Origin of the sequence: Hydrogenispora ethanolica (assembly GCF_004340685.1) — a bacterium.
Taxonomy (GTDB): Bacteria; Bacillota; UBA4882; order UBA8346; family UBA8346; genus Hydrogenispora; species Hydrogenispora ethanolica.
Window position 1 is genome coordinate 101,271 of sequence record NZ_SLUN01000009.1, and the last position, 24,133, is coordinate 125,403.

25 protein-coding genes are annotated in these 24,133 nt (G+C 54.3%); 24 read left to right on the forward strand and 1 reads right to left on the reverse strand.

What is annotated here, in order from left to right; all coding sequences use genetic code 11:
- The first annotated feature begins 70 nt into the window (after positions 1–70).
- The 4 genes from EDC14_RS09500 (at position 71) to EDC14_RS09515 (ending at position 3,941) form a co-directional block, all read left to right on the forward strand.
- Positions 71–802 carry a polysaccharide biosynthesis tyrosine autokinase gene (locus EDC14_RS09500; protein ID WP_132014050.1) on the forward strand — a complete coding sequence of 244 codons (732 nt, stop codon included), beginning with the start codon at positions 71–73 and terminating at the stop codon, positions 800–802.
- A gap of 287 nt (positions 803–1,089) precedes the next feature.
- Positions 1,090–1,545 carry a dTDP-4-dehydrorhamnose 3,5-epimerase family protein gene (locus EDC14_RS09505; RefSeq protein ID WP_132014051.1) on the forward strand — a complete coding sequence of 152 codons (456 nt, stop codon included), beginning with the start codon at positions 1,090–1,092 and terminating at the stop codon, positions 1,543–1,545.
- Between the two features lie 108 nt (positions 1,546–1,653).
- Positions 1,654–2,823, forward strand: coding sequence for a sulfate adenylyltransferase (gene sat / locus EDC14_RS09510; protein WP_132014052.1), 1,170 nt, complete (start codon positions 1,654–1,656; stop codon positions 2,821–2,823).
- Between the two features lie 32 nt (positions 2,824–2,855).
- Positions 2,856–3,941, forward strand: coding sequence for a mannose-1-phosphate guanylyltransferase (locus EDC14_RS09515; protein ID WP_132014053.1), 1,086 nt, complete (start codon positions 2,856–2,858; stop codon positions 3,939–3,941).
- 104 nt (positions 3,942–4,045) lie between these two features.
- Here the strand turns inward: EDC14_RS09515 and EDC14_RS09520 are convergent, their stop codons facing one another.
- Positions 4,046–5,392, reverse strand: coding sequence for a phosphomannomutase/phosphoglucomutase (locus tag EDC14_RS09520; RefSeq protein WP_132014054.1), 1,347 nt, complete (start codon positions 5,390–5,392; stop codon positions 4,046–4,048).
- A 132-nt stretch (positions 5,393–5,524) separates the two neighbouring features.
- Between EDC14_RS09520 and aroC the strand changes: the two genes are divergently transcribed.
- The 20 genes from aroC to EDC14_RS09620 all read left to right on the forward strand — a co-directional run bounded on the left by aroC (position 5,525) and on the right by EDC14_RS09620 (position 24,124).
- Positions 5,525–6,724: a chorismate synthase gene (aroC, locus tag EDC14_RS09525; RefSeq protein ID WP_165907915.1), complete on the forward strand. Its 1,200-nt coding sequence runs from the start codon at positions 5,525–5,527 to the stop codon at positions 6,722–6,724.
- Positions 6,725–7,249 carry a shikimate kinase gene (locus EDC14_RS09530; protein WP_132014055.1) on the forward strand — a complete coding sequence of 175 codons (525 nt, stop codon included), beginning with the start codon at positions 6,725–6,727 and terminating at the stop codon, positions 7,247–7,249.
- Positions 7,236–8,345, forward strand: coding sequence for a 3-dehydroquinate synthase (gene aroB / locus EDC14_RS09535; RefSeq protein ID WP_132014056.1), 1,110 nt, complete (start codon positions 7,236–7,238; stop codon positions 8,343–8,345). Before EDC14_RS09530 ends, aroB begins: the two co-directional genes overlap by 14 nt.
- Complete coding sequence (aroQ, locus tag EDC14_RS09540) at positions 8,345–8,794, forward strand: type II 3-dehydroquinate dehydratase (RefSeq protein ID WP_132014057.1); 450 nt, start codon at positions 8,345–8,347, stop codon at positions 8,792–8,794. The genes aroB and aroQ overlap by 1 nt, the downstream gene beginning before the upstream one ends.
- The gene (locus tag EDC14_RS09545; RefSeq protein WP_132014058.1) at positions 8,791–9,861 is read left to right on the forward strand and encodes a M24 family metallopeptidase; all 1,071 of its coding nucleotides are present in this window, start codon (positions 8,791–8,793) and stop codon (positions 9,859–9,861) included. The genes aroQ and EDC14_RS09545 overlap by 4 nt, the downstream gene beginning before the upstream one ends.
- Before the next feature lie 254 nt (positions 9,862–10,115).
- A complete protein-coding gene (gene efp, locus EDC14_RS09550; protein ID WP_132014059.1) occupies positions 10,116–10,682 on the forward strand; it encodes an elongation factor P in 567 nt (188 codons plus the stop codon).
- Positions 10,683–10,832: 150 nt separating this feature from the next.
- Complete coding sequence (locus EDC14_RS09555) at positions 10,833–11,273, forward strand: CD1247 N-terminal domain-containing protein (protein WP_132014060.1); 441 nt, start codon at positions 10,833–10,835, stop codon at positions 11,271–11,273.
- A gap of 142 nt (positions 11,274–11,415) precedes the next feature.
- Positions 11,416–12,441, forward strand: coding sequence for a stage III sporulation protein AA (spoIIIAA, locus tag EDC14_RS09560; protein ID WP_132014061.1), 1,026 nt, complete (start codon positions 11,416–11,418; stop codon positions 12,439–12,441).
- On the forward strand, positions 12,434–12,952 hold the full coding sequence (locus tag EDC14_RS09565; protein WP_165907916.1) for a stage III sporulation protein AB: 519 nt from the start codon (positions 12,434–12,436) through the stop codon (positions 12,950–12,952). The genes spoIIIAA and EDC14_RS09565 overlap by 8 nt, the downstream gene beginning before the upstream one ends.
- 23 nt (positions 12,953–12,975) lie before the next feature.
- A complete protein-coding gene (gene spoIIIAC / locus EDC14_RS09570; protein ID WP_132014063.1) occupies positions 12,976–13,170 on the forward strand; it encodes a stage III sporulation protein AC in 195 nt (64 codons plus the stop codon).
- Between the two features lie 9 nt (positions 13,171–13,179).
- Entirely contained in the window at positions 13,180–13,563 is a 384-nt protein-coding gene (gene spoIIIAD, locus EDC14_RS09575) for a stage III sporulation protein AD (RefSeq protein WP_132014064.1), read from the forward strand.
- A gap of 89 nt (positions 13,564–13,652) precedes the next feature.
- Positions 13,653–14,801 carry a stage III sporulation protein AE gene (gene spoIIIAE, locus EDC14_RS09580; protein WP_132014065.1) on the forward strand — a complete coding sequence of 383 codons (1,149 nt, stop codon included), beginning with the start codon at positions 13,653–13,655 and terminating at the stop codon, positions 14,799–14,801.
- 5 nt (positions 14,802–14,806) lie between these two features.
- On the forward strand, positions 14,807–15,343 hold the full coding sequence (locus EDC14_RS09585; protein ID WP_132014066.1) for a stage III sporulation protein AF: 537 nt from the start codon (positions 14,807–14,809) through the stop codon (positions 15,341–15,343).
- Positions 15,336–15,944, forward strand: a complete 609-nt coding sequence (locus EDC14_RS09590; RefSeq protein ID WP_132014067.1) for a hypothetical protein — start codon at positions 15,336–15,338, stop codon at positions 15,942–15,944. Before EDC14_RS09585 ends, EDC14_RS09590 begins: the two co-directional genes overlap by 8 nt.
- Positions 15,941–16,468 (forward strand): SpoIIIAH-like family protein, encoded by a 528-nt coding sequence (locus tag EDC14_RS09595; RefSeq protein WP_132014068.1) that lies wholly within the window; start codon positions 15,941–15,943, stop codon positions 16,466–16,468. Before EDC14_RS09590 ends, EDC14_RS09595 begins: the two co-directional genes overlap by 4 nt.
- Before the next feature lie 593 nt (positions 16,469–17,061).
- On the forward strand, positions 17,062–18,888 hold the full coding sequence (locus EDC14_RS09600) for a cache domain-containing sensor histidine kinase (RefSeq protein ID WP_132014069.1): 1,827 nt from the start codon (positions 17,062–17,064) through the stop codon (positions 18,886–18,888).
- A 47-nt stretch (positions 18,889–18,935) separates the two neighbouring features.
- The gene (locus tag EDC14_RS09605) at positions 18,936–20,561 is read left to right on the forward strand and encodes a response regulator (RefSeq protein ID WP_132014070.1); all 1,626 of its coding nucleotides are present in this window, start codon (positions 18,936–18,938) and stop codon (positions 20,559–20,561) included.
- 272 nt (positions 20,562–20,833) lie between these two features.
- The gene (locus EDC14_RS09610) at positions 20,834–22,078 is read left to right on the forward strand and encodes an ABC transporter substrate-binding protein (RefSeq protein WP_132014071.1); all 1,245 of its coding nucleotides are present in this window, start codon (positions 20,834–20,836) and stop codon (positions 22,076–22,078) included.
- A 145-nt stretch (positions 22,079–22,223) separates the two neighbouring features.
- Complete coding sequence (locus EDC14_RS09615) at positions 22,224–23,135, forward strand: carbohydrate ABC transporter permease (RefSeq protein WP_424337408.1); 912 nt, start codon at positions 22,224–22,226, stop codon at positions 23,133–23,135.
- Between the two features lie 137 nt (positions 23,136–23,272).
- Complete coding sequence (locus EDC14_RS09620; protein WP_132014102.1) at positions 23,273–24,124, forward strand: carbohydrate ABC transporter permease; 852 nt, start codon at positions 23,273–23,275, stop codon at positions 24,122–24,124.
- Positions 24,125–24,133: the final 9 nt, after the last annotated feature.

Here is a 24,133-nt window from a genome sequence, read left to right on the forward strand (position 1 = left end):
AATCCGGAAACGGGTTGCATTATCAATCTCTTTCTACATATACAAGTCAATTTTTGAGAGGTCTTGGGCCATGCATCAAAAACGCCAGTTGATCGTCCATGAACAGTCGAAATCGCCGATTTCCGAGGCTTACCGTACTTTACGGACCAATATTCAATTTTCCAAGGTTGACGGAGCATTAAAACGAATCATGTTGACCAGTTCGGGCCCTGGAGAAGGAAAGTCGACCACTACCGCAAATCTGGCCGTGGCAATGGCCCAATCCGGCAAACAGATTATTTTGCTGGACTGCGACCTCCGGAAACCGGTGCAGCATAAGGTTTTTGGCAAATTCAACCGCGGCCTGACCAATATCCTGGTGGATGACACTCCGCTGGATACGTTGGTTCAGACCGAACAGATATCCGAGTATATTCAAGAAACCGAGGTCGAGAATCTGCGGCTGGTCACCAGCGGACCTATTCCGCCCAACCCTTCGGAGCTTCTTTACTCCGCTAAAATGCAGGAAACACTGGAGTATTTAACGAGCCAATGTGATCTTTTAATTGTCGATGCTCCTCCGGTTATTGCGGTTACCGATGCCTGTGTTTTGGCCTCCAGAGTTGACGGAATCGTACTCGTTCTGGATTCAACGACGGTTCGCCCGGAAATGGCTCAACGCGCCAAAGAGTTGTTGCTCAAAGCAGATGGGCATATCCTCGGCGTCGTTTTGAACCGGGTTGAAATCGAAGAGGAGTATACTTATTACTACTACTACTATGGCAATGAAGGAAAGGAAAAAAGACGTAAAGCAGCCCTATAACTCTTCACAACTGGGGAAATTGCTTATAAAACCACTACCTGAGAGACAGGGTAGTGGTTTTTTCGTCTAGATAAAGATTGGGATCGAGGGTGCCAAAATCCGGGACCCGAATATGATATAACCGAGGGTTTAAAAGCGTTGTGATAAACCCTGTCCGAAGGTCAGGGTGAACACAAAACCTCAGGGAAGCAAGTGATAAAGTCGTTTTTAACGGATTTCCGTTTTAAAAGACTTTATCACATGGCTTTTAAAGATAAATTCCATTTATCAGCAAAGGAGTTGACAGCGTGATCCTGGGGGTTAAAACCAAAGAATTGATCCGAAGGGTTGATGACCGCGGCTTTTTCATGGAGATTTTACGGGATGATGATCAGCTGCTGCAAAAGTTCGGCCAATTTTCGATGGCGATGACCTATCCTGGAGTCATCAAGGCATTTCATTATCATAAGCTTCAGGATGATCTGTGGTTCTTTCCCAAAGGCGAAGCCCAGGTGGTTTTGTACGACTTGCGGGAAGATTCGAAAACAAGGGGCGAGACAGATGTTTATTATCTGGGCGAGCTGCAGCCGTGGTTGTTGACCATTCCGGCCGGAGTGGCCCACGGGTATCGGGTATTAGGCGGTGAACCGGCGCTCATTACGTATTTGACGACCCAATCCTATGACCGGCTTCAACCGGATGAATATCGAATTCCTTGGGATGATCCGACCATCGGTTTTGATTGGCGAACTCATAACCGGTGACCGCAAAAGTGCCATCAAGCGACTGATCTGATGTCGCCCAAATAGCCAATTCGCATCGCATCCAAGACCTTCTCATACGCTATACTGAATGGAATGAAAGGGGATAGAATGTTGCTCACTCCGCATGGAGGAGTTTTAGTCCGGCAATACCTGGAACCGGAACAGGTCGCGGAATATCAGGAACAGCTGCCGGATTTTAAAAAATGTATTTTGGATGAGATTGAATTCTCTGACCTGACGCTCATCGCCAATGGCGCATTCAGCCCTTTAAAAGGCTTCAACAATCAGGCTGATTACGAAGGAATATTAAAGGAATCCAGGCTCGCCTCCGGATGGGTATGGCCGCTGCCTATCGTCTTGAGCGTCAGCCCTGAGAAACAGGCCGAGCAGGGTTATCGCTGCGGCGACCCAATCGCCTTGGTGACGCCGGATGGACAGTTTCAAGGAATGATGGAGCTTGAAGAGATTTACCGGCGCGACCGCGAGCGGGAAGCAATCGCCATCTTTGGGACTGCCGACCGGAAGCATCCCGGGGTTGATTATCTCTTTTCGAAAGGGGAGATCGCGCTGGGCGGAACGATTAAGGCAAAGCCGGTCCAGATCACGCAGTTTCCCGAGTACGAACTGACTCCTTTACAAACTCGCGCTGAGTTTGCGCGGTGGGGTTGGCAAAGCGTGGTTGCATTTCAGACCCGGAATCCTATCCATCGCGCCCATGAATACTTGCAGAAAGTTGCCTTGGAATCGGTGGACGGTCTATTCATCCATCCCCTGGTAGGTTTCACCAAGCCCGGCGACATTCCGGCAGCCGTTCGGATGCGTTGTTATCAGGCACTGCTCGCGGGGTACTATCCGGCGGGTCGGGTCTTGTTGGCGGTTTTCCCAGCCGCCATGCGCTATGCCGGGCCTAAGGAAGCGGTCTTCCATGCCTTGGTCCGAAAGAACTATGGATGCAGCCATTTTATCGTCGGCCGGGATCATGCGGGGGTGGGGAATTATTATGGGACATACGACGCCCAGAACATCTTCGAGCAATTTTCAGCCGCCGAGATCGGGATTACGGTTCTAAAGTATGAAAACACCTTTTACTGCAAACGGTGCGGAAATATGGCCTCCGCGAAGACCTGCCCTCATTCCGGTGGGGACCTGCTTTATTTGAGCGGCACCAAAGTCCGGGAAATGTTAAGTGATGGACTGCCGTTGCCCGCCGAATTCACCAGGCCGGAAATTGCCGCGATTTTGATGGAGTTTTATCAGTCTCAGCCATTACCGGTATAAGGGAAAAATAAGTCAGTGCCGCGGAGGAAAAGATGAGCTTGCCGGTTTTTGTGATTATGGCCGGCGGGCGCGGCGAGCGTTTTTGGCCGCGCAGCCGTCGAACCCATCCCAAGCAGTTGCTTTCCTTGGTAGGCGAACAGTCACTGCTGCAGGCTTCGGTGGAACGGATCCGGAAACTTACTGAGGATCGGCGCATTTATGTCGTTACCAACCGGGATTATGTGGAAAAAGTCAGGGACCAACTGCCGATGCTGCCCGAGCGGAATATCCTGGTGGAGCCCGAAAGCAGGAATACGGCCCCCTGCGTCGGGTTGGCGGCGACCTATATTGCAAGCCATTTTCGGGGTGAGGATCCGGTCATGGCTATTCTGCCCAGCGACCTACTGGTGCGGCGACCGGAGTTTATGCGAAAGATGCTGCAGTCCGGGATCGATTACGCGACTGCCCATGATGTGGGAGTGATTTATGGTGCCTGGCCGACCCGCCCCGAGACGGGATACGGTTATATTCAGCTGGGAAAAGTCGCTGCCAAAGAAAGTGGCGTGACCTTCCACGAAGTGGCCGGATTCAAGGAAAAACCCGATTCCGCCACGGCCGCTCAATATCTGGTCAGCCAAGAGTACCTTTGGAACGGAGGGATCTTTGTCTGGCGGGTCCGATGTCTTCTCCAAGAGCTCGCGGCTCACCTTCCGCAACTGGCCACCGGGCTGGAAACATTGAAAGCGTGGCTTGGAACGGCAGCGGAAACGGAGCGGTTGAAAGAGATCTATCCCAGGATTCCCGCCATTTCATTTGATTATGGAATTTTGGAAAAGACCCGGAATATCGTGGTTATCCCGGCTGATTTCGGTTGGGACGATTTGGGGAGCTGGAATTCGCTCGAACGCTATTTGCCGCAGGACGATTTTGGAAACGTCGCTCAAGGCGATTTAATCGCTCTGGACTCGTCGAACTGCATTGTATATAGCGAGCGGAAACCAGTCGTTACTTTGGGGGTCTCCGACCTGATCATCGTGGAGGCGGAAGACTCCCTGTTGGTCTGCGCCAAACAGCGGGCCCAGGATATGAAAAAGGTTCTGGAGCGGTTGAGAGAAGAGCACCATGAGGAACTGCTTTGACTGTTCAATTCTGAAACGGGCGAAATGAAAAGGGACGGTCAAGCGGCTGCCGGGTCTCCCCGGGCCAGCCACTTGATCGTTGGAGTCAATTCTCAATATCGGATCTATGCGAGCAGTTTTTGCAGCGCCGCTTGGACTTCTTCCCGGATGGCCTGTAAGGCCTCATTGGAGTTGGCTTCAAATCGGGTTACCAGAACCGGTTGGGTATTTGAAGCCCGCACCAGTCCCCAGCCGTTCGGGAAGATGATCCGCGCGCCATCGATATCGATGACTTGATATTTGGCTTGGAAATGCCGCGCCAGCTCGCGGACGACATCGAATTTCTTATTCTCGGGGCAGTCCACCCGGATCTCGGGAGTGGAATAGGTTTTGGGCAGGCCGTCCACCATTTCGGAAAGGCTGGCGGAGGCATGAGAAAGAATCTCTAGTAGCCGGGCGCCGGAATAAATGGCGTCGTCATAACCGTAATAACGATCGGCAAAGAATAAATGCCCGCTCATCTCCCCGGCCAACAAGGCCCCCTCCTCCTTCATCTTGGCTTTGATCAAGGAATGCCCGACCTTCCACATGATCGGGTCGCCCTGCATCTCCCGGATCCGGTCGAACATGGTTTGGGAGCATTTTACCTCGCCGATAATCTTGGCGCCCGGTTTGGTCTTGACAATATCCCCGGCATAAATAATCATCAATTGGTCGCCCCAGAGGACCCTACCTTGGGCGTCAATGACTCCGATCCGGTCGGCGTCGCCGTCGAAGGAGATGCCGAGATCGGCCCGGTTGGCCAGGACTTCGGCTTTCAGGTCGGCCAGATTCTCGGGGATGGTCGGGTCCGGATGGTGGTTGGGAAAATTCCCGTCCGGTTCCGAAAAAAGCTCGATCACTTCCCAGCCCAAGCTACGGTACAGGGGGACGGCCAACAGATTGCCGGTCCCGTTGCCGGCATCCAGAACGACTTTAAGGGGTTTGGCGCCAGGATGGATCCGGCCCTTCAAATCGGCAAGATACTCGGCAATGATCGGTTTTTCGATCAACGTGCCTTGCCCGGTCCGGTAATCCCGGGCTTCCATGATCCGCCGCAACTCCTGGATCTCTTCGCCAAAGATGGTCGTTTTGCCGAGGCAGATTTTGAAGCCGTTTTCGTTGGGCGGGTTGTGGCTGCCGGTGATCATCACCCCGCCGCCGACCGGCAGGCTGAATAATGAAAAATAGACCAGAGGAGTTGGGGAAAGGCCGATATCGTAAACGGTCATTCCCGATTGGAGCAAGCTTTCGATCAAAATGGTTTTAAACGGAACCGAACTCAAACGGCAGTCGTAGCCGACGCTGATCGTATTGACGTTACGTTTTTGATAGAATGTGGCCAGGGATTTGCCGAGGTCTCTCACAAAATCGGGGGTTAGATCGCGTTCGGCCACGCCTCGGATGTCATATTCACGGAAAACATGCGACATTCAGGCTACCTCCAAAAGTAATTTTTTGGTTTCTATTCGACGATCAAGCATGAAAACCTTCTCAGCGCATTGCACTTCGGGCAAAATTCATTTATAATTTAACAAAAGATGGATTGGAGCAAAAATTCGAAAATGATCCGTTTTTTAACAGCCGGAGAATCCCATGGTCCGGCTTTGACTGCAATTATTGAAGGTCTTCCCGCGGGGTTGCCCCTGACCGCCGCGGCGATTCAGGCCGATCTGGACCGGCGTCGCCAGGGCTATGGTCGGGGGGGGCGGATGCAGATCGAAGGTGATCAGGTGGCGATCCTATCAGGCGTAAGGCACGGCAGTACGCTGGGTTCGCCGGTCACGCTACAGATTCTGAACCGCGATTGGGAACGTTGGCAGGAGGTGATGGCTGTCGCGCCGGGAATGGGTTCCGCCGCGGTGACCATCGATCAGGATGAGCGAATCAGTTCGTTGAAGGCCAACGTCACAGCGCCGCGGCCCGGACATGCCGATCTGGCCGGAGCTTTAAAATATCAGCAGTCCGATATCCGGAACATCCTGGAGCGGGCCAGCGCCCGCGAGACTGCTGCCCGGGTATCCGTCGGGGCAGTCGCCCGCCGGATTCTGCAGGAGTTTGAGATCGAGGTTTTCAGCGGAGTATTGCAGATCGGCACGGTCCGTCTGGCGGAACCGCCCGAGGACATGGTCCGGTATCGCGAAGAAGCCAGGAACTCTCCGGTGGCGGCTCCGGATTCCGAGGTTTCCCGACTGATGACGGCGGAGATCGATCGCGCCAAGTCGGCCGGGGATTCGCTGGGAGGAGTAATCGAAGTGATCGCCCGGGGCGTCCCGCCGGGGCTGGGCAGCCATGTCCATTGGGAGCGCCGGCTCGATTCGAGGCTGGCTGGGGCATTGATGAGCATTCCGGCCATTAAGGGAGTGTCCGTCGGTTTAGGATTTCAGGCAGCCGGGTTGCCCGGCTCGCAAGTCCATGATGAGATTGGGTATGCGCCGGGACAAGGATATTCGCGGCGGACCAATCATGCCGGCGGGATCGAGGGCGGGATCAGCAACGGAGAAATGATCCGCGTTTCCTTGGCGATGAAGCCCATCCCCACTCTCTACCGGCCGCTTCGGACCGTGGATATCGTCTCCAAGGAACCGGTTCAGGCCAGTGTAGAACGGTCCGATACCTGTGCCGTTCCGGCGGCGGCAGTGGTGGCCGAAGCCATGGTCTGCTGGGTGCTGGCCGAAGCATTGACCGAAAAATGCGGTGGCGACCATTTGGAGGAGATGCGGGCTCATTACCGGGATTATCTGGCGGCAATCAGGAGTTTTTAAATGAAAATCGCGCTCATCGGATTCATGGGAACCGGCAAGACATTGCTGGGAAGGATGTTGGCCGCGCGGCTCCACTATGAATTCATCGATACGGATCAGTTGATCGAAATCCGACAAGGCCAAAGCATTGCGGAGCTCTTCGCCACGCGGGGCGAAGCCTACTTTCGCCAGTTGGAGCAGGAATTGGCCCGGGAACTGGCAGGCCGGGATGGCCTGGTCATCGCCACGGGCGGCGGATTTGTGTTGAACCCGGTTAATCTGGAACGATTGCGTGAAGGTGGCGTAATCGTTTCGCTGATTGCACCGGCGGAAACGATTTATGACAGAGTGAAATGCAATGATGACCGGCCCTTGCTGGCGGTAGCCGATCCTTTGGCCCGAATCCGGGAGCTTCTGCAGCAAAGAGCCGTCATTTATCAAGGGGCGGATATCGTGCTCGATACCTCGCTCAAAGTACCCGATGAGCTAATCGAGGAGCTGGTTTCGCGATTGACGGCGAAAGGATATGGGAATGAAATCATTTGATGTGTTGCAAGAGATCCGGGTGGATCTGGCGGAAAGGGGTTACCCCATCCTGATCGGGGCCGGGATTTTGGAAGAGATCGGCGCGATTTTCCACCAACGGGAGATCGCCGGCAGGATCCTGGTGATCACCAACCCCACTGTGGCCCAGTGGTATCTCGATCCGGTACTCCAGTCGCTCCAACGGGCCGGATATGACGCCGCGGCGGCTCAAGTCCCGGACGGCGAAACCTTTAAGTCGTTGGCCGAAGCTGATTTTTTATATGACCGTCTGGTGGAGGGAAAATACGACCGTAAGACGGTTTTAGTGGCATTGGGAGGCGGAGTCATCGGCGATCTGACGGGTTTTGTGGCCGCCACCTATATGCGGGGCGTCCGTTTCGTCCAGGTCCCCACAACCCTATTGGCGCAGGTGGATTCCAGCGTGGGAGGCAAGGTCGCGGTCAATCACAGGAAGGGCAAGAATCTGATTGGCGCTTTCTATCAACCGCGACTGGTGTTGACCGATGTCACGACATTGAGGACCTTACCTGACGCCGAGTTCAGTTCGGGAATGGCCGAAGTAATCAAGCACGGCATTATCCTCGATCCGGAGTATTACCGGATGATCGGCGCAAAGCTGCCGCAGATTCTGCGCCGCGATCCGGCGGCCCTCAGCGAAGTGGTCGGCGGCTCCTGCCGGATCAAGGCGGAAGTGGTACGGAAGGACGAAAAGGAACAGAACTTACGGGCAATTCTCAATTTCGGCCATACGGTCGGTCATGCGTTGGAGAGCATCACCGGATACACTCGTTATAAACATGGAGAGGCGGTAGCCTTGGGAATGTTGGCTGCCACAAAGCTGGCCGAGCGGAGCGGGTTGCTGGCGGACCAGTCACTGGAGCCGACCTTGCGCCGGTTCTGTCAGGAACTGCACCTTCCGCTCCAAATCCCCGGATTGGATAGCAGCGCGATCGCCGAAGCCATTTTGCTGGATAAAAAAGCCGATCAGGGAGCGGTGCGCTGGATTCTGCCGCTACGGATCGGCGAGGTACGGATCGAGGCCGCAGTCCCCCAGGAGAGCGTCGTCGATATTTTGAAAGAGATGGGGGGAGCATAATGGGAAAAGTACTGGTTTTGCACGGTCCGAACCTCAATTGGCTCGGCAAACGGGAGCCGGCAGTGTATGGCCGGGAAACCCTGGACGACTTGAACCGGGTCTTGAATGAAACTGCCCGGCAACTTGGCATGGAGTTGCGGATCTTTCAGAGCAATTCCGAGGGAGGACTGATCGATCGCATCCAGGCCGAAGCCGGATGGGCTGAAGCGATTCTGATCAATCCTGGTGCCTTTACTCATTACAGTTATGCCTTGCGGGACGCTTTGGCCGGAATGTCCGTGCCCGTCGTCGAAGTCCACCTCAGCAACATCTATGCCCGGGAAGAGTTCCGGCATCACTCGGTGATCGCGCCGATTGCCCGGGGCCAGATCGCCGGTTTCGGATTTGATAGCTATCGTTTGGGACTTCGGGCGATCAATGAATTACTGGAAAAGAGGAACCGAATATGAGTCGTTTACAAAAAATACGGCAGTCTCTGGCCGCGCAGCCAGTGGATGGCCTGCTGGTGACCCATCCGGAGAATCTGCGCTATCTCAGCGGTTTTTCCGGCGGGGAGGGCGCATTGCTGATTGGGGCGGATGCCGCTTTGCTGGTGACCGATTTCCGTTACTGGGATCAGGTCGCCTTGGAAGTGACCGAATTTGAACTCTGGAAGCAAGGGCCGAAACTCTGGCAAAGTGTTGGAGAGGCCATTCAAAAGCTGGGATGGAGCAGGGTCGGGTTTGAGGCCGGCGCACTGAATTATGCCGATTATGCCAGTCTGGGGACGATTCTTCAGGGAATTGAGCTGATTCCCACGACCCGTTTGATAGAAGAAATCCGGGTGGTCAAGGATGAACATGAAATCGAGCTGCTGGCCGAGGCGGAACGGATTACCGATCACGCTTTGGCTGCGACGTTGGAGCGAATTCGCCCCGGGGTTCAGGAACGGGAGATCGCCTTGGAGTTTGATTATCAGTTGCGGTTGAATGGCGCCGAGGGATCATCCTTTTCGACCATCGTCGTTTCCGGATGGCGGGCCGCGTTGCCGCACGGCGCCCCTTCCAATAAAGAAGTGGCAGTCGGTGAGTTGCTGACGATCGACGGCGGAGCACTCTATCAGGGATATCATGCCGATATGACCCGGACGGTGGCGATCGGCAAGGCTGACGCCAAGCAGCGGGAGATTTACCAGATCGTGCTGGAAGCGCAGAACGCGGCGCTTGATTATTTAAAGGCTGGTTTACCCGGCCGGGCGGTCGATAAAGTAGCGCGCGACATCATTGCGGCACACGGCTACGCCGAGCGTTTCGGGCATGGCTTGGGCCATTGCGTCGGTTTGAACATTCATGAAAATCCCCGTTTGTCCCCTTCCGAGCCGGGGAACATCCCGGCGGGAGCGGTGGTTACGGTCGAACCCGGGATTTATCTCCCGGATTGGGGCGGAGTCCGGATCGAGGATCTGATGGTGGTCGGCGAGGATGGGATCCGCAACTTGACCGGCAGTCCCAAACAGGAGTTGATGGAAATCGGTTGACACCGGTTTCGCAATCCTTCCGAGAATTCATCCCGGAGCCGGCAGCGGGAACGACTTTATTGAAAAGCAGAAAAATTCTCGACAATTTCTCAGGATTTATGGTAAAATATTGGCGGACTATGTGGGATAAGCGCGCTGTTTTACTCAGAGCGGTCAAGCGCGGCGGGTAAACGATCATTGCGAACGTTGCTACATAGCAGTTATTTTCGGAACCATTTGCCGATCAAAAACTGGCTATAGGAGGATATCCATTCATGATTTCGGTAACAGACTTTAAAACCGGCTTGACCATTGAGATCGACGGCGATCTTTATACCGTGGTCGACTTTATGCACGTGAAACCCGGTAAAGGCGCTGCCTTTGTCCGTTCCAAACTGAAAAACATTCGGACCGGATACACCGTGGAGCGCACGTTTAACTCCAACGAAAAGGTGGAGAACGCGCGGATCGACTTCCGGGAGATGCAGTTCCTTTATAAAAGCAGCGATGACGACTATACCTTTATGGATATGGAGAACTACGAACAACTGACGATTCCCGCTGCCAAAATGGGCGATGCCCCCAAATATTTGAAAGAGAATATGATCGTCGAAATTCAAATGTATCAAAACGAGATTCTCGGCGTGGAACTGCCGAACACCGTGGAGTTGGAAGTAGTGGAGACCGATCCCAACTTCAAAGGCGATACCGCCACTGGCGGAACCAAGCCGGCAACCCTGGAGACAGGCGCTGTCGTCAATGTGCCGTTCTTTGTGACCATCGGCGATGTCTTGCAGGTGGATACCCGCACCAATCAATATCTGAAGCGGGTCAATAAGTAATCTTTCGAAAACATGTTGATCGAAGACCGCGACTGCGGTCTTTTTTATTAATACCAGGATGACCGCCATTTGCCGGCGGCCGCTTGATGCGTGCGGCAGGTATTAAGCCCGGGGAATCAAGGGATACTATCGTCGAAGGGAGAGTGCAAGATGCGTGAGTTGAGAGAACAAGCCGCCTATTTGCGGGGCTTGATGGAAGGCTCGGAATTGGCCAAAGACGATAAGTCCAAGTTAATCTGGGAAGGACTGATGGACTTCTGCGACGGCGTTGCGGAGGATCTGGCGGAGATGGAAGAGTCGCAGGAAGAATTCGCCGATTATATTGAGGCGATTGACGAAGACTTGAGCACGCTGGAAAAATACTTCTATGACGCCGAAGGCTCGGAAGACTCCGAGGAATTAGTGACTTCGCAGCCGCAAGAGGATGATGACGAGGAGATCATGGAATTAACCTGCCCTCATTGCAAACAGGATCTGTATTTCGAAGATGAACCCGGCAATTACGAGGTTGTTTGCCCGGATTGCGGCAATGTGGTCTGGCAGCATTTTACCGCCGAACTCAGTCCGGAGGGTGAACATCCCTTGGCGTAAAGTGGATTTGAACCTTACCGTCATTTGTCATAAAAAGAAGCCCGTCTCAATAAAAATAGATATAGGAGGACGGGCTTTTTTATTTGGCTCACTGGTCAGGATTTATATCCATAGCTTGCGATAAAATTTGGACGAGGCGTCAATGGCTGACAAGCAACCCATCCCTAGGGAGCAACATGGCTCAAGCTGGCCGGAGATTATCCGTTTTTTTCATTCCGATTTGCGGAATCGCCTGGCCAAGCTGCCTCTTCCTTTTCGATCAGAGATTATTGAGATTCGTTGCCGGGTCAATCGTCCCGTGGAATTAAACTGCGGCAAGCGTCATGTGTTCTTGACCGAAGACGGAGGGGTGACCGACGATTTCCGGGAAGCCGGCGTAATGAGCATCGACGAGCTGCGAAAGCTAATCAGCGCTCTGACCACTGGTTCCTATTATGCCTTGGAAGCTGAGATTGCCCAGGGGTATATCGGGCTTCCCGGCGGGCACCGGGTGGGATTTACCGGCCGGGTGGTGCAGAATGCCGGTAAGATTCAGACGATTCAACATATTTCGAGCGTCAATTTTCGGATCGCCCGCCGGGTAGCGGGAATCGCCCGGCCCCTTCTGCCGCTGCTCTGGAAGGACGGCCGCTTTCTCAAAACCCTGATCATCTCGCCGCCCGCCGCCGGCAAAACCACCTTGTTGCGGGAGATCATCCGCGAGTTTAGCTACGGCGTGAGCCAACTCAATATTCCCGGTCACCACATCGGAGTGGTGGATGAGCGCTCGGAGTTGGCCGGGAGTTATTTGGGCGTTCCACAGTTGGATCTGGGACCCCGCAGCGATATTTTGGATGCCTGCCCCAAGGAAGAGGGGGTTTACCTGTTATTGCGTTCCATGAATCCGCAGATTATCGCCACCGACGAAGTAGGCCGTGAGAAAGACCAGCAGATCATCGCCGACATCATCAATGCCGGCGTCAGTTTCATTACGACGGCCCATGCCCGTAATCTGACCGAGGCCATGTTCCGTCCCGGCTTGCGCCGGATCCTGGAAAACGGCTCCATCGAACGGCTGATTACGCTCAGCAATCGCTTCGGCCCGGGCACGCTTGAGAGTGTCAAAGCCGGGGCGGCCGGTCCCGAGCTATGGCTCCAATCCCAAAACGGAGGAGAGCACCGTGATTAAACTCATTGGTATCACCTTAATCCTCGGCGCGAGCACGTTCGGCGGTTTTCTCTGTGCCGAGCGGATGGCGCAACGTTGCCGGATGCTTCGCCAGTGGCTCAGGATCCTGGAAATGCTCGCCACGGAGATTTACTATCATAGCGATCTGCTGCCGCAAATATTAGACCGAATCGCCGCAACGGTGAACGAAAAGAACCTGGAGGTCGAGTTCCGGAGGATGGCGCGAACGATCGCCTTCGGCGCCGATTCCAGCGTAGCCGAGGCCTGGACGGCGCTCGTCACCGGATTGCTGCCGGAAAAATTACGCCCCGAGGATGGCCAAGTCTTGTTGGAGCTGGGTTCCTATCTGGGGGTCACCGACCGCGAAGACCAGGTCAAGAAGATCCGCACCTGCCAGAGTCGGTTGGAGGGAAACCTGGCCGGCGCGGAACTGGAAGTGAAAAAACGAACCAATCTCTATCGGTACCTGGGATTTGCCGCCGGGGCCATCGTCGTGCTCTGGCTGTTGTGATGCTGTCATGAGGGGGTTGAGCCGTGGATATCAATCTGATTTTGCGGATCGCCGGCATCGGACTGTTAATAACGCTCTTAACCTCGGTCTTAAAACAGGTCGGCAAGGATGAGCATGCCCTACTGGTCACGCTGGCCGGAGTCGTAATCGTCACGTTGATGGTGATTCAGTTGATAGAACGGTTGTTCAGTGACGTCCGGGCGGTTTTCGGGCTTTAGGGGGTAGCGATGAACTTCTTGGCAATCCTCGGTTTTTCCCTGATCATCACCATTCTGCTCGTCATGGTGCGGCGCGACCGTCCCGAACTCGCGACGCTGCTCTCGATCGCCGCGGCCGCCATCATCCTTCTGGCGCTGCTTCAGGGGATCCAAGTCATCCTGGCGACGTTCGAATCCATGGCGTTAAAGACGAGGATGAATATCGCCTATTTGAAAGAGATCATCAAGATCGTCGGTTTTGCTTATCTGGCCGGATTCGGCTCCCAGATCTGCAGGGACGCCGGTGAGCATGGCATGGCCACCAAGATCGAATTGGCCGGCAAGATTATGATCCTTCTGACCGGACTGCCGATCATGTTCAGTGTGTTGAATTTGGTGCTTAAGTTCTTTTGAGGCGTTCGGCGGGCCGCACCGGATTTCACCCGGCGGCGACCGGAATTGGACAGAAGCGGGTATGATTTGAGACGAATGAGGAATGGTGAATGCGCGCAATACTCCGCATCAGCTGCTTAGCGCTGTTGCTCCTATTATGGGTGGCGGTTCCGGTCCGGGCGGCCGAGGCCAATCCTTTCGCCGCCCAGGTGCCATCGGTTGATCTTTCCGAGCTCCACCGTTTCCTGGACCATCTGGACCAGGACGTCCAACGGTTGCTGCCGCGCTTGGACATGGCCGCTTGGCAAGTGACCGGACCGGACTGGGATTGGCGGCGGATCGGCCGGGACATTCTCAACTTTTTTCTGAAGGAATTGGTCTTTAATCTGAAAGTGCTGGGAGAATTGATCTTCGTCGCGCTGGTGCTGGCCATCCTGCAGAACCTGCGCCATGCCTTCGAGGAAGAAAACATCGGCCGCTTGGCCTTTGCCATCTGCTTTCTGGTAGTCATGGGAATTGTCTTTAATAGCTTCCGGGTGACCTTTGGCGTGGCCCGGACCGCCATCGGCGAGATGAGTAATTTTATGTATGCGTTGATCCCGGTGCTTTTCAGCCTGATGGTCGCCGGCGGAGGCGTAACCACCGCAACCATCGTCCATCCGCTGATGGTCGGCAGTGTCGAGGTGGTTGCCGGGTTGGTCAACGGGGTTGTTTTTCCGCTGATTTTGTTCGCCGGAATTCTCGGGTTGACCAATTATCTGTTTGAAGGGTTCGAGCTGAAAAAGCTGGCCAATCTCATCAAAATGAGCGCGTTGGGACTGTTGGGCCTGGCCATGGCGGTCTTTATCGGCATCGTCACGATCAAGGGATTCGCCGGTTCAGTGGCGGACAGCACTGCCTTGCGGACCGCCAAATACTTGTCGAATACCTTTCTGCCGGTGGTGGGCGGAGAATTGGCCGATACCATGGAGATGGCCATGGGCTGTTCGACAGTATTAAAGGGTGGGCTCGGCCTTTTTGGCCTGGGCGTGGTGGTGGTGATCACGGTCTTCCCGCTCCTCAAGATTCTGGCGGTTGCGGCCCTTTACTATCTGAGCGGCGCCATCATGCAGCCCCTGGGGAATCAACGGCTGGCCGACGCCCTGGAAACGGTCGGCGGCGTCTTTCTGAATATTTTTGGAGCGGTCGCCGTGGTGGGCCTGATGTTTTACATCGCCATCGCCATTTTAGTGGGGATGGCCGGACTTCGAGTGGGGTGAGTGATTTGGAATGGTTGGCGGGCTGGCTGAAAAGTGTGGTAGCGGCGATGGTATTGGCCGGCTTTTTGGAAATGCTGCTGCCCAATAACGAGTTAAAAGGGGTCACCCGGATGGTCATGGGGTTGCTCATCATTCTGGTCCTGGCCCAGCCGCTCTTGAAGGTCTTCCACCTGCCGCAGGAACTGGAGATGAACTTGCCGGAGCTGCAGACTGATTCCGGTCCGGCGGGGACCAGCCGGATCGTTAGCGAAGGACTCAATCTGCGCAATCAATGGTTGACGCAATTCGGCGCCGGCCGGCGGGAAGCCTACGAGGCGCGGATCGGCAAGTTGTTGAAGCTGGTCGAGGGGATTCAGGTGGAAAGGACCCGGGTGGTTATGGAGGGCGGAACGGTTCAATCAGTGGGGGTGACGGTGCGGCCCCGATCCGGGGCGGATTGGGACAGAACGCGCCGGGCTGCGCTCACCGAGGAGATCAGCGATTCCATCCAACTGGTGTGCCCCGTCCAAAAAGAGCGGATCGAGGTGATCTGGGATGAGTGAAGGCGATGAAAAAAGATACGACGGACTGGCCCGGTGGCTGAAGAATAATCCGAACCGAACGATGCTCTGGATGCTCATGGGAGCAGCCGGTCTGGGAATCGGCATCCTTTTCAGCAGTAACGAGAGTCCGCGCACAACGCAGCAGGGCATTGCGCTGCAACCTGCCGTTCGCGAGCCGCTCTCCGAGACCGACCGGATGCAAGCGGAACTGACCCAAATCTTGGAGCGGATCGCCGGGGCCGGCGCGGTCCGGGTGACCCTTAATCTCAAAACAGAGGAGCGCAACGTTTGGGAACGCCAGACCAAAACCAATAAGCGGGTCACTCATGAGCAAGGGGCATTGCGCAGCACCGAAGAGGAGACGAGCGACGAGATCGTCTTTTCCAAAGGGGAGGACGGCCGGAACGTGCCGGTGCTCCGGGAGCGGCTGGCCCCGGAGATTCAAGGCGTGGTCGCGGTGGCTACCGGAGCGGGAGATATCCGGGTCCGCCAAATGTTGACGGATACCCTCATCACCGTCCTGGGATTGCCCGCTCACCGCGTGCTGGTGATCCCCGGCGCACCAGCGGATGTTTCATCGGCAAGGGAGGAGAAACCATGAATCCATTCAAAAACTGGTCCGGGCCGCAGCAGCGTTGGTGGCTGCTGGCCTTCATGGGGTTATTTGGCTTCTTTTTTTGGCTGGGGTACCGGTATATCGTTCAAGTGAATTCCGATATTGTACCGCCGCCGGTTCAGGAGCCGATCCCACCCAAAATACCCCGGCAATATAGCCCCAACGATACGCTGCTCGACCTGAAGCTGGAACGGGACCGGGAACGCAGTCAGGAGGCGGAGCAAGTTCAGGAGCTCCTGGATAAGGTGGGACTCTCCGATCAGGTGCGCAAAGCGGCGGAAGAAGAATTGTGGCGGCTGACGCAGAACGCGGCCAGAGAGCATGAGTTGGAAAACTTATTGTTGGCCAAAGGGTTTAAGGACTGTCTGGTCACCATCGGCCAGCGGATGGTGACAGTGGTGGTCGGCGCCAATCTTCAGCCGGAGCAGGCCAGCACCATCGGACAGCTGGCCGCCGAAGTCACCGCGCTGGGGCTGGACCGGATTCAAGTAGTCGAACGGTCGCGGTAGGCTCCGTCGCGGGAAAGGATGCGGCGCGACGGCACGAAAGCCGTTCCGCCGGCCATTAGGCCACCGCCGCCATTCGCCGTTTTGATCATGAAGATGGCATTTCCGGGGCGGGATCTGCGATGCTCCGGACCGGAAAGCCATTTATCCGGACTGAATTTTGCATTTCCCGAACTGAAAAGCCAATTTACGGCAGGGAAATTGCAATCTCCGGAACCGTTATTGCCATTTTCAGAACCGGAAATGTCATTATCGCCAGAGATATTGCGATTATCCGGAATGATATTTCGATTGCCAGGGTTGATTTTATAATTTCTATGATAAAATTACATTTTTTGAAGTTTTCTTATTTTTTTGATCGGAAATCATTTCCATGAATCGCCTTGAATCATCATACTCTGCGCCGCCGCGTCTCTGCGCGAGTCAATGTTTTTCTTCCGAAGATGGTGCGATTGGGACAAGATGGCGTGCGTCGGGTGAAAAATAAAAGAGGAAGAAAGCCGCTTTTTACGAAAATATAAGATAAATGAAATAATGAGTTTCGGCATTGGCCGACCAAGTCCGGGCCACCCTCAGAACGCGAAGGAGCATCACCCATGACTGCGTTAAACTTTCCCAAAACGCTTAAAAGCCGGCTGATCCTTTACTTTTTGGCGATTACGATCATTCCGTCGGTGGCCATCAGCTTTTTCTATTTCAAGAATTCCCAACATACGCTGGAAAAGAATATGATTGGCACCGCGACCAGCAACCTGAATTATTCGATGACCATCATCGACAAGCAGTTAAAGAACGCCGAACAGTTGTCGGATTGGATCTTTATCAATAAGAACCTGGATACGATTCTCACCAAAAACTCCAACGGAGCGCGGGTGCGGTACAGTTCCGACATTAAAACCTTTCTCGAACTGGTGGAGTATCAACTGAAATACAACACCTCCATCGGCACGTCCATCTATTCATTGCTGATCCATGGCAATAACGGATTGGATCTGCGCGCGGGTCAACCGGAAGGAACCCAGATCGAGCTCGCCGAGCTCCAAAAAGCCGCCTGGTTCCAGAAAGGCTTGAAGTTGCACGGCCGGAAGTTCTGGTACGGAGTGGTTGAGAATCCATCGACCGTCAAGTTCGAGGAGTATATCCTGCCCCTGGTCCGGCCGATCCTTCATTCGATCACCAATCGCGAGATCGGCTGGCAGATGATTGGTTTCCGGACCAGCCTGATCTCGGATCTTTTTAAGAATTTCGAAGTCCGCCCCGATGAGACGGTGCTGGTAGTGGATTCGCGGGGCCACTGCGTCTATCATCACCAGCCCCGTTTGCTCGGCCACAATCTGAGCCGGCTCTCCTATGTCGCCGCCATCCTCAAGGATAGCCAAAGACAGGGGGAACGGAGCGCGCTGATTGGCGGCGCCAAACGGTTGGTGGTCTTCGCCAAGTCGCAGGAGACCGGCTGGAGCATCATCAGGGTGTTATCTTCGGCGGAACTGAACCGCCAAAAACAGATCCTGCTGAATATCACGATGATCATCCTCTTGTCCAGTCTGGTCTTTACCTCATTCATCACGGTTTATCTGTCCAGTAACCTGACCCAGCCTCTAACCAAGTTCCTCCAGCGGACGAAGGCCATCGCCGCGGGCAATTTCGCGCGGGACCCGGCCATCGAGGGCCAGGACGAGCTGGGCGCCTTGGGCCGGGGCATCAATGAAATGGCCGACAATATCCGGAGCTTGCTGGACCGGGTCATCGCCGACGAGCGGGAGAAGCGCCGCCTGGAACTGGATGTGCTCCAAAACCAGGTGAATCCCCATTTTCTTTACAACACCCTCAATTCCCTCAAATTGATGGCCACCATGCAAAAGGCGGACGGGATCCGGGAGATGGTTTCCGCGCTGGGACGGCTGTTGATGAATCTCTCGAAGAATACGGCGGAGAAGATCTCTTTAGCGGAGGAAATGGCCCTGCTGGACGATTATATCTATATCCAGAACATTCGTTACAAGGGAAAGATCCGGCTGGAGTACCATCTGGAGGACGAGACGGTCTTGCAATGCCTGATCATCAAGTTTACCCTGCAGCCGATCGTGGAGAATGCCATCTTTCACGGGATCGAGCCCAAGAAGGACGCCGGGCGGATCGCGATCGACATCGCGGCAGAGGCCGGACAATTGATCATCCGGATAACCGATGACGGGGTTGGCATGACCCAGGAGCAGATCGCGGCGGTCTTCACGGCTGCTCCGCCGGTGAAAACCCGCGGTTTATCGCAGATTGGCATCAGCAATGTCAACCAGCGGTTACAACTCGTCTACGGGCCGGGGTATGGACTGACCATTGAAAGCGTGGTCGGAGAATATACCCAGGTGGCGGTGAGGGTTCCCCGGGAAACTGCCACCCATTCCGCCGCCGTGGCGCCAGGATGATATAGCGATGAAATCAATTTCTTAACGAAGAGTTGCAGGAGAGAATCATGGTAAAAGTGGTCATTATCGATGATGAGCCCTTGGTGCGGGTGGGGTTGCGTTCGATGATCCCCTGGGAGGAACTGGGTTACGAGCTCAGCGGCGAAGCGACCAACGGGCGGCAGGGCCTGGAACTGATCGGAAAACAGCAACCGGATATCGTAATCACCGATATTAAGATGCCGGTGATGGACGGGCTGGAGATGATGCGACTGGTCCTCAAAGCGGAACAGCCCGTCAAATTCATCATTCTCAGCAGCTATGACGAGTTTCAACTGGTCAAACAGGCAATGAAGCAGGGAGCCGAGGAGTATCTGATCAAGCTGGATTTGGAGCCGGAGGTGCTTACCGAGACCCTCGCGGCGGTCCGCGAGAAGTTATTGGCGGAACGGGGCCGCTCCGATCAGGAGGAACGGCTCGAGAAAGGCTTACGCGAGAACCTCGAGCTGCTGCGGGAGGGTTTCTTTCAGCGGCTGCTCAGCAAGCCCGCCGCGCCCCAGGCCGAACTTTCAGAACAAGCGGCATACCTGGGAATCGATCTGGATGAACTGCTGGCCTGCGCGTTGATACGCATTAACCTCAACAATCCGGCGGAGCTGGAGAAGTATGACGCCAATGAGCTGCATGTGCTGGAGTCCTCCATCCATAACACCATTAATGAGATCGTCAATGACATCTTCAAGGGATATACCTTTGTCTGGAATCCCGGCGAGTTCATCGTGATCTTCTCGGCCGCCGCCGGACTGGCGAATGAGGCGTATCGAAAAAAGGCCGTCGGAATGGGCGAGCGGCTGGCGCAGATGATTAAGCAATATTTTAATATTGGAGTATCGGTGGGAATCAGCGATCCGCATCAGGGTTTCACGGAGCTGTCCCGGGCTTATTTTGAAAGTTGCCGGGCTGTTCAACAGAGTTATTACTCCGGCGCCGCCACCGTGCTCTGTTTCGCGGACGTGCCCCAAGGGGAGTCCGACCAAGCGCAGATCGACATGGCGGAGCTCAAAACCGCCCTGCCGAAAGCCATCGAACTGTTGGATCTGGAGCTGATCGGCGCCGCCTTTGAGATGGTCTTCAACCTGTTAAACGAGCCGAAGTTGTCCCGGGAGCAAGCCTATGATCTTTGTTTCCAGATCGCCTATTTGATCAATGGCGCGCTGAACGTCAGCGAGGCGGAGCTAAAAGAGATTATCGGTTACCGCAATAGCCTTTATGAGAGCATTCTAACTTTAAATACCCTCGCCGAACTAGGCCATTGGCTGACCGGATTGGAACGGCGGCTGTGCCGGTTCATCAGCCAGACGGACGAGCAGAAGAATCATCGCCTGGTCGCCAAGGCGAAACGCTACATTCTGGATCATTACCGCGAAGAGATCAGCCTCAATGAGGTAGCCGCGGCTATCAGTATCAGTCCGGGATACCTGAGCACCATTTTTCGCCAGGATACCGGAATCTGTTTCACCGATTATGTCACCGAGGCCAAGATCGGCCAGGCTAAAAAATGGTTGCGCGAATCGGATTATAAAATTTACGAGATCTCCGCGTTGCTCGGTTACCAGAATGCCTATTACTTCAGCAAAGTTTTTAAGAAAGTCACGGGAATGACTCCCAGCGAGTTCTCGGGAAAGAAACTTTGAGGACACCTTACGGCGGCTGGCGACGGAATTGGATCTGCAAATTGGCTTCCAACACGAAGCTCCGTTTTTTCCATCCGTTCCGGCAAGGGGAAATTCATCGCATGGAGCAGCGCATTCGAAAATAATATTACAAATCTGAAAAAACCAATACCTCGCCCGGGCCGCCGCAGTCATTTGAAAAAAGAGTATAATTTTTCGAATGTTAAGACATTTTCATCCTTTTGTTACTTGTCTATAATAAAAACAGTCAGACGAAAAAGGGAGGTTGTTTCATGAAGAAGCGTTTAGTTTTGATGCTCCTGCTCGTGGTGGTGGCCGCCACGCTGACCACCGGAGTCTGGGCCAAGCAGGAGACGATCCGGTTTTCGGTATGGGATTACAGTATGAATCCCGAGTATAAGATGGTCATCGATGCTTTTCAGAAAGAGAATCCCGATATTAAAGTGGATGTCATCGATATTGCCAATGCCGAATATCCCGATAAGATGACGGTGATGTTGGCCGCCGGCGAAGATGTCGACGTGTTCGCGGTGAAGGATTTTGCCAGCTACTCCAATTACCTCAGCCGGAATTACCTCACGCCGCTGGACGCTTTCGTCCGCAAGGATAAAGTGAACCTGAAACCGTACGGCGCGGCGCTGAACTATGTAAAAAGCAACAAAAAGCTGATGGCTTTCCCGTACCGGAGCGACATTTATATCCTGTATTACAACAAAGCCATCTTTGATAAAGCCGGCGTTCCCTATCCGACCAACGACATGACCTGGAAACAGTTTCAGGAGACGGCCAAGAAGTTGACCAGCGGCGAGGGGAACAACAAGATTTGGGGCGCGTATTTTCATTCCTGGCGGAGCCAGATCCAATGCCCGCCCTTGCTGACGACCAAAAATACCTTGGTCGACGGCAAATACGGCTTCCTGAAACCGGCCTATCAGATGGCCTTGACCATGCAGAATGTGGATAAATCGGTGATGAGCCTGGCGGAGATCAAGACTTCCAACACCCATTACCGCGCCTTCTTTGAGAGCGGCAAGGTGGGCATGTTGTACATGGGCACCTGGTACATCGGTTCCTTAATGGTTGACAAGCACAATGTCAACTGGGGCATCGCCAAGGCGCCGCACTGGCCGCAGAATAAAGCCGGCTCCACCATCGCCGGCCTGACCACCATGGCCATTAATGCCAAGTCCTCCAAGAAGGAAGCCGCCTGGAAGCTGATCAAATACTTCGGCGGTGAAAAAGGAGCCAAAGTCTTCGCTTCGCGGGGCGTCTTCCCGGCGCTGAACACCCCGGACGTGCTCGATGTTTATACCTCCGCCAAAGGATTCCCGGCCGGCGGCAAGGAGGCGCTCGCCACCGGCAAAACAACGGTCGAATTGCCGCCGAGTCCTTTCGCCAATGCCATCGATAAGATGCTGACCGAGGAGCACAATCTGATCATGACGGGCCAGAAACCCTTGGCTCAAGGGCTCAAGGATATGGAGAAGCGGGCCAAAGAGATCAAAGAGGACATCTAAAGGCCTCGAAACTGCGATTGAGCGGATGCCCTGTATGCGGATGCATACGGGGCATCGATTTAATCAGAACGACGCTAATTTTTGAGAATAAGGAGGAACTACCGGTTTTTTCGGCAACGTCTCCGGTAGAATCAGCATGAGCACATTGAGCGTTCCCCCAAAAACCAAAACCAGGACCCTGACCCAGTCCAACCGCATCACCGCGTACTTATTTTTGCTCCCGAACGTCATCGGCTTTCTGGTATTCACATTGTTTCCGATCCTGGCAGCCTTCGGACTTTGCTTTGTCAAATGGGATTTTGCCAACCCGATGGAGTTCGTGGGAGCCAAGAATTTCTTGAAACTCTTCCGCGACGACGGTTTCCAGGTCTCCTTCTGGAATACGCTGTATTTTACCATCGTTTCGGTGCCGTTGACGATCGCCAGCGCTTTGGGCCTGGCAATGCTGTTGTATCAGAAGGTGAAGGGGATGAAGTTCTTCCGGACCGTCTATTTCTTCCCCTACTTTTCGTCGATGGTCGCGGTGGCGGTGGTCTGGAACATGCTGTACCATCCGACCATGGGACCGATCAACCATGTGTTGCGCCTGATCGGGGTGCAGCATCCGCCCGATTGGATGACCTCGGTGGTGTGGGTCATGCCGGCCATCATTTTGATGAGCGTCTGGAAGCAAGTCGGTTACTACATGGTCATCTATCTGGCCGGACTGCAAGCCATTCCCGAACAATTATACGAGGCGGCGATCATCGACGGCGTGAATCCCTGGCAGAAATTCCGTTATATCACGCTTCCCATGCTGAGTCCGTCCACCTTTTTCGTGAGCGTGCTACTGGTCATCAACTCCTTTAAGGTTTTTGACCAGATCATCATCATGTCCGACGGCGTCCCGGGCCGGGCCATGTATGTCTTGGTATATTACATTTATTATCAGGCGTTTCAACTTTTCAAATTCGGCTATGCCTCGGCCATCGCCATGGTCATGTTCCTGGTCGTCCTGGTGGTCACCATTATCCAATTCAAATTTGAGGATAAGTGGGTGAATTACCATTCCATGTAGGCCAGCTCCGGGGCCAAAACATCGCTGGAGAACTGCTCCGGGGGGCGATGCCGCGGAGCCCGACCATGCACGACGCATCATTCGACGTAAGGAGTGTCTTGAACTTGAACAAACAACTGGCTGCCGCAGACGGCAATATGGTACTCGAAGGAGCACGGGCCCGGCAAAGTAAAGCTTTTTTTCAAAAACTGCTGATCTATGCTTTGCTGCTATGCGGAACCATCATCATGATTCTGCCGTTTTTGTGGATGATTTCCGCATCGTTGAAACCGAATAATGATGTCTTCGAATTTCCGATCCGCTGGATTCCGAAAGTGATTCAGTGGGATAATTATGTGGATATTTGGAAAAAGATTGATTTTCTGCTGTACTATAAAAACACTATCTGGCTGACGCTGGTGGTCATGTTCAATTCGCTGGTGACCAGCAGTCTGGCGGCCTATGCCTTCGCCAAGATACCCTTCCCGGAACGCAAGGCGCTGTTCCTGCTCTATGTGATGACCATGGCCGTCCCGTTCCAGGTGATTATGATCCCGCAGTTCGTCATCTTGAAAAATCTCGGCTTGAATGACACGCTCTGGTCCCTGGTGCTGCTGCAATCCTTCTCTCCGCTGGGCGTCTTTCTGATCCGCCAGGCCTTCATGGGGATTCCCAATGAACTGTCGGAGTCGGCCCGGATCGACGGTCTGAGCGAATTCGGAATCTACAGCCGGATCATGTTGCCCCTCAGCAAGCCGGCCTTATCCACCTTTGCCATCTTTCAGTTCGTTTTCGTCTGGAATGATTTTCTGGGGCCGCTGATTTACCTGACTTCCGACCGGAACAAAACGATCCAGCTGGGGATCCGCAAGTTCATCACCCAGTACGGGGTGGAATACGGTTTGGTGATGGCTGCCTCGGTTTGCGCGCTGCTGCCGGTCATCGTTATGTACGTGATATTCCAGAAATCCTTCATTCAAGGCATCGCCACCACCGGCCTGAAGGGATGACCGGGGAGA

Excerpts from the sequence above, each read along its gene's own strand:
- EDC14_RS09500 (WP_132014050.1), top strand. The coding sequence starts at position 71 with ATGCATCAAAAACGCCAGTTGATCGTCCATGAACAGTCGAAATCGCCG.
- sat (WP_132014052.1), top strand. The coding sequence starts at position 1,654 with ATGTTGCTCACTCCGCATGGAGGAGTTTTAGTCCGGCAATACCTGGAA.
- EDC14_RS09515 (WP_132014053.1), top strand. The coding sequence starts at position 2,856 with ATGAGCTTGCCGGTTTTTGTGATTATGGCCGGCGGGCGCGGCGAGCGT.
- EDC14_RS09520 (WP_132014054.1), bottom strand. The coding sequence starts at position 5,392 with ATGTCGCATGTTTTCCGTGAATATGACATCCGAGGCGTGGCCGAACGC.
- aroC (WP_165907915.1), top strand. The coding sequence starts at position 5,525 with ATGATCCGTTTTTTAACAGCCGGAGAATCCCATGGTCCGGCTTTGACT.
- EDC14_RS09530 (WP_132014055.1), top strand. The coding sequence starts at position 6,725 with ATGAAAATCGCGCTCATCGGATTCATGGGAACCGGCAAGACATTGCTG.
- aroB (WP_132014056.1), top strand. The coding sequence starts at position 7,236 with ATGAAATCATTTGATGTGTTGCAAGAGATCCGGGTGGATCTGGCGGAA.
- aroQ (WP_132014057.1), top strand. The coding sequence starts at position 8,345 with ATGGGAAAAGTACTGGTTTTGCACGGTCCGAACCTCAATTGGCTCGGC.
- EDC14_RS09545 (WP_132014058.1), top strand. The coding sequence starts at position 8,791 with ATGAGTCGTTTACAAAAAATACGGCAGTCTCTGGCCGCGCAGCCAGTG.
- efp (WP_132014059.1), top strand. The coding sequence starts at position 10,116 with ATGATTTCGGTAACAGACTTTAAAACCGGCTTGACCATTGAGATCGAC.
- EDC14_RS09555 (WP_132014060.1), top strand. The coding sequence starts at position 10,833 with ATGCGTGAGTTGAGAGAACAAGCCGCCTATTTGCGGGGCTTGATGGAA.
- spoIIIAA (WP_132014061.1), top strand. The coding sequence starts at position 11,416 with ATGGCTGACAAGCAACCCATCCCTAGGGAGCAACATGGCTCAAGCTGG.
- spoIIIAD (WP_132014064.1), top strand. The coding sequence starts at position 13,180 with ATGAACTTCTTGGCAATCCTCGGTTTTTCCCTGATCATCACCATTCTG.
- spoIIIAE (WP_132014065.1), top strand. The coding sequence starts at position 13,653 with ATGCGCGCAATACTCCGCATCAGCTGCTTAGCGCTGTTGCTCCTATTA.
- EDC14_RS09590 (WP_132014067.1), top strand. The coding sequence starts at position 15,336 with ATGAGTGAAGGCGATGAAAAAAGATACGACGGACTGGCCCGGTGGCTG.
- EDC14_RS09595 (WP_132014068.1), top strand. The coding sequence starts at position 15,941 with ATGAATCCATTCAAAAACTGGTCCGGGCCGCAGCAGCGTTGGTGGCTG.
- EDC14_RS09600 (WP_132014069.1), top strand. The coding sequence starts at position 17,062 with ATGACTGCGTTAAACTTTCCCAAAACGCTTAAAAGCCGGCTGATCCTT.
- EDC14_RS09605 (WP_132014070.1), top strand. The coding sequence starts at position 18,936 with ATGGTAAAAGTGGTCATTATCGATGATGAGCCCTTGGTGCGGGTGGGG.
- EDC14_RS09610 (WP_132014071.1), top strand. The coding sequence starts at position 20,834 with ATGAAGAAGCGTTTAGTTTTGATGCTCCTGCTCGTGGTGGTGGCCGCC.
- EDC14_RS09620 (WP_132014102.1), top strand. The coding sequence starts at position 23,273 with ATGGTACTCGAAGGAGCACGGGCCCGGCAAAGTAAAGCTTTTTTTCAA.